This window comes from Thermoplasmata archaeon, from assembly GCA_035632695.1.
In the GTDB taxonomy this organism is placed as follows: Archaea; Thermoplasmatota; Thermoplasmata; order RBG-16-68-12; family RBG-16-68-12; genus RBG-16-68-12.
In genome coordinates, this window is sequence record DASQGG010000080.1 from 1 (window position 1) to 4,229 (window position 4,229).

A 4,229-nucleotide genomic window follows, 5' to 3' on the forward strand; every position below is an offset into this window, starting at 1 on the left:
AACTGCATCGCGCAGACCACCGCGAACGGCGGACCGTTCCCGATCGGACAGGAGTTCTACACCTCGGACTACATTTCGCCGGACGACTGGACGCAGAACAACGCGATCAGCTACGGGAGCGCCAACGCGTGCATGGCCGAGTACAACAACGGTACGATGGACATGCTCGTCATCGACGCGGCCACGAACCGGAGCTCGACTCAGGTGGAGAGCGACTACCGCCAGATCACCCGGATGATGTACGACAACTACACGGATGCCTGGCTCGTGGTCCCCACCCAGTTCCAAGTCGTGAACTCTCACCTGTTCGGGTTCGTGACGAACCCCATGGGGGCAGCACTTCCCTTCGTGGTCGTGCAGAACACGGAATACGCAACCCGCACCTGAACCCGCAAGAGCCGGCGTGGCCGCCGGCTCTCCTTCCTCTTTTGTCCCCCGCGAGATCTACGAGGAACCCGGCGCCGTTTGCTGCGTGCCTGAATCGGTGACCGTCACGAGGAGCTGCTCCGGAGGTACGTCTCCGATTTCTTCGGCCCGGTGACACGCCACCTGACGGCCGGGGTACTGGGGAACCTCACGCAAGGGCGGCGCCTCCGTGCGACAGCGGTCCACGACGAACGGGCAGCGCGGCGCGAAGCGGCACCCGGGTGGCGGGTGGACCAGGGTCGGGATCTCCCCCGAGATTCGGTACCGCGCCCGGCGCCGGCCCGGATCCGCCTGGGGCAGGGCCGCAAGGAGTGCCTTCGTGTACGGGTGGACGGGGTGCTCAAGGAGGTCGCGCACGGGGCCGATCTCGGCAATCTGGCCCAGGTACATGACCGCCACGCGGTCGGCCACGTAACGCACGGCGGCCACGTTGTGCGTGATCAGCAGGTAGGACAGGTCGAGCTCCTCCTGCAGGCTCACGAGGCGGTTGAGGACCTGGGCTTGCACCGCGACGTCGAGCGCGCTCGTCGGCTCGTCGAGGACGATGAGCCTGGGACGGACGCTGAGCGCCCGAGCCAGAGACAGCCGCTGCCGCCCGCCCCCGGAGAATTCATGGGGGTACTGGTCCAAGGTCCCCGTGGGCAGACCAACCAGCGGGAGGAGCTCGGACACCCGGTCGCGCAGTTCCGCTTTCGTGACCTGGCTCTGCGCCTGGATGGGCTCCCCCACGATCTGCCAGACCCGGAGACGCGGGTCGAGAGACCCCACGGGGTCCTGGAACACGACCTGGATGTTCCGCCGCCACTCCAAGAGGTCGTGCTTGGAGAGCTTCGTGATGTCGCGGCCATCGAAGAAGATCCGTCCCGAGGTCACCGTGTGGAGCTTGGCCAAGACCCAGCCCAGCGTGGTCTTGCCGGAGCCGGATTCCCCGATGAGTCCCAACGTCTCCCCCTCGTGGATCTCCAGGGACACACCGTCCACGGCGTGGACGACCTCGGACGGGGCTCGTCGGATCGACTGCATGAGGGACCGCGCGAGCGGGAAGTGCTTCGTCACGTCCCGAGCTTCGACCAGGGGCGGCGTCATGCGATGCTCGCCACCTGGTCGCTGAAGTAGCACGCGGCCCGGTGGTCGGGGGTCGAGCCGCCTTTGGCGACCGCCAGCGCAGGGCCGGGATCGTGCGTGCAGACGTCTTGGACGAGCGGGCAGCGCGTGTGGAACGCGCAGCCGGGCGGGATGTGCGCGAGGCTGGGCACGCTCCCAGGGAGGGACGGGAGGCGGCCGTCCGTCTTGTACCGGTTGGGAATGGCGCGCATGAGCATCTTCGTGTACGGGTGGCGTGGGTTCCCGTACACCTCGGCCACGGGACCGTACTCCACGAGATGCCCTGCGTAGAGGACCCCCACGTCGTCGGCCATCTCCGCGATCACGCCGAGGTCGTGGGAGATGAACAGGATCGAGGTCCGGACCTCGGTCATGAGCTCCTTCATCAGGGTGAGCACCTGGGCCTGGATCGTGATGTCAAGCGCGCTCGTGGGCTCGTCCGCGATCAAGAGAGAGGGCTTGGCGCTCAGGGCGATCGCGATCATGATCCGCTGCCGCATGCCGCCGGAGAGCTCGTGGGGGTACAGGGAGAGGATCGTCTCGGGGTCGTTGATCCGAACGAGCCGCAGGTACTCCAGCACCTCCTTCCGCAGCGCCTCGCTCCGAGCGGACCGCCCTAGGGAAAAGAGGTTCGTGGACAACGGATGTGCGAGGGCGTCGGCTGTGTCGACGGGCTTCCCCTTGGAGTAGTCGAACGGCTTGGTCTCGGGCAGGAGAACTTCGGACTTCCCCGCCTCCCGCAGCTTGCGCACCATGATGGCCTCGGCGACCTGGTCGAAGATCCGGAACGCGGGGTTCAGGGAGTTGATCGGCTCCTGGAAGATCATCCCGATCCCGCTGCCGCGGACCATAGGGAGCTGCCACTTGGGAAGGGTGAGGATGTCGATGCCGCGGAACTTGATCGTGCCCGACTTGATCTTGGCGGGCGGCTCCGGGAGCAGGCGGGGGATGGCGTGACCGAGCGTGCTCTTTCCGGAACCCGTTTCCCCGACGATGCCGACGACCCTTCCCGGGGTGAGGTCCAGGGACACGCGGTTCACGGCATGGAACGTGCCCGCGCCCACTTCGAAGTCCACGGACAGGTCCCTGATCTCGAGCAGCGGCGTCGCCATGGGCTCAGCCTCCCGAGCGCGCGGCGGGGGACGCGGTGGTGGCCGCACCCTGGGCCAGGGCTCGGCGGGTCCTAGGATCGAGCACATCCCGCAGCCCGTCGCCCAGGAGGCTGAACGCGAGCACGGTGACGAAGATCGCGAGGCCCGGACTCAGGACTGTCCAGGGCAGGAGCAGGAGCTTGCTCTCGTAGAACTCGATCATGTTCCCCCACTCGGGCACGTCCAGGGGCACGCCGATGCCCACGAACGAGATCGTCGAGAAGGTCACGAGCACGGTCCCGATGTCCAGGGTATAGTACACGACGAGGGGCTCGACCAGGTTCCGGAGGACGTGGCGGAACAGGATGCGCGGCTCCGACACGCCGGCGGCCCGGGCCGCCATCACGTAGGGCTGGTGCTTCACCGCGAGGACCTCGCCACGCGCCAGTCGAACGTAGTATGGCCACCACGTGACGAGGACCGCCAAGACGCTCGGCCCGGTCCCGCGGCCCAGTGAGGCAGCAATCGCGAGAGCCAGGACCAGCGGAGGGAACGCGAGGAAGATGTCCGTGACCCGGAGGATGATCGTGGAGACCACGCCGCCGACGGTCCGCGGCTTGTCCCAGAAGCCGGCCACGAGGCCCAATGCGCCGCCAAGCAGCAGGGAGAACCCCGTGATGCCGAAACCGATCGCGAGATCAAGAGGCAAGGCCGCGAGGACGCGGGAGAACATGTCCCGCCCCAAGTGGTCCGTGCCTAGCAAGTGGTTCCACGAAGGAGACAGCCCGTAGTCCGTCGTCAGCTGGTTCGGATCGTACGGTGTAAAGAACACCGTGTGGCCCAGAATCAGCTGGGTCAAGAACGGGACGAGCGCGACGAGGGTCGCGGTGACCGTGATCACAACAACGAGGATGAACCCGATGAACGTGAGCGGGTTCGCTCGGAGGACTCGGTAGAAGCCCACGAAACCGGCGCGGAACCGGGTCCGGAGGCGGACCTCCGAGGTCGACGCCGCAAGCTCGGCGGAGGCCTCCGCGGCCACCTCGTTCATCTACCTCCACTCCACACGTGGGTCCAGGAGGCCATAGAGCAAGTCCGCGATGATGTTCGAGATGACGACTCCGACCGCGAAGACGATGACCACGGCGATGGTCGCGGAGAAGCTGTATCCGGTGATCGCGTTGAAGGCGAACAGGCCGATCCCAGGCCACTGGAAGATGTACTCGATCACGACCGTACCCGAGAGCAGGACCCCTGCGGTGAGACCCAGGATCGTGACCGTGGAAATGAGGGAATTCCGGAGCGCGTGCTTGTACAGGACGATGAAGTCCGAGAGGCCCTTCATCTTGGCCGTCTTCACGTAGTCCAGGGGCAGGACCTCGAGCATGGACGTTCGCGTCATTCGGGTCGCGATGCCCAAGTTCAGGAAGGCGAGCGCCGCGGCCGGGAGGATTAGGTGCAGGATCGCGTCGCCCACGGCGGGGAAGTTCAGCGCGATCAGGGAGTCCAGGACGGACATGTGGGTGATCTCGGGGAACGTGGGGCTCGTGGAGTACATGCCCTTCGTGGGCAGACCTAACGCCGGTCCCACCGCGATCGCGAGGATTA

Annotated in this window: 5 protein-coding genes; 1 reads left to right on the forward strand and 4 read right to left on the reverse strand. The window is 66.4% G+C overall.

Annotated elements, in window-relative coordinates:
- Positions 1–387 (forward strand): hypothetical protein (locus tag VEY12_06040; GenBank protein ID HYM39687.1); only part of this gene is annotated, 387 nt, incomplete at its 5' end.
- Positions 388–444: 57 nt separating this feature from the next.
- Here the strand turns inward: VEY12_06040 and VEY12_06045 are convergent.
- The 4 genes from VEY12_06045 to VEY12_06060 form a co-directional block, all read right to left on the reverse strand.
- Positions 445–1,512, reverse strand: coding sequence for an oligopeptide/dipeptide ABC transporter ATP-binding protein (locus tag VEY12_06045; protein HYM39688.1), 1,068 nt, complete (start codon positions 1,510–1,512; stop codon positions 445–447).
- Positions 1,509–2,642: an ABC transporter ATP-binding protein gene (locus tag VEY12_06050; GenBank protein ID HYM39689.1), complete on the reverse strand. Its 1,134-nt coding sequence runs from the start codon at positions 2,640–2,642 to the stop codon at positions 1,509–1,511. Before VEY12_06050 ends, VEY12_06045 begins: the two co-directional genes overlap by 4 nt.
- Before the next feature lie 4 nt (positions 2,643–2,646).
- Positions 2,647–3,672, reverse strand: a complete 1,026-nt coding sequence (locus VEY12_06055; protein ID HYM39690.1) for an ABC transporter permease — start codon at positions 3,670–3,672, stop codon at positions 2,647–2,649.
- Positions 3,673–4,229 (reverse strand): ABC transporter permease (locus VEY12_06060; protein ID HYM39691.1); only part of this gene is annotated, 557 nt, incomplete at its 5' end.

Excerpts from the sequence above, each read along its gene's own strand:
- VEY12_06045 (HYM39688.1), bottom strand. The coding sequence starts at position 1,512 with ATGACGCCGCCCCTGGTCGAAGCTCGGGACGTGACGAAGCACTTCCCG.
- VEY12_06050 (HYM39689.1), bottom strand. The coding sequence starts at position 2,642 with ATGGCGACGCCGCTGCTCGAGATCAGGGACCTGTCCGTGGACTTCGAA.
- VEY12_06055 (HYM39690.1), bottom strand. The coding sequence starts at position 3,672 with ATGAACGAGGTGGCCGCGGAGGCCTCCGCCGAGCTTGCGGCGTCGACC.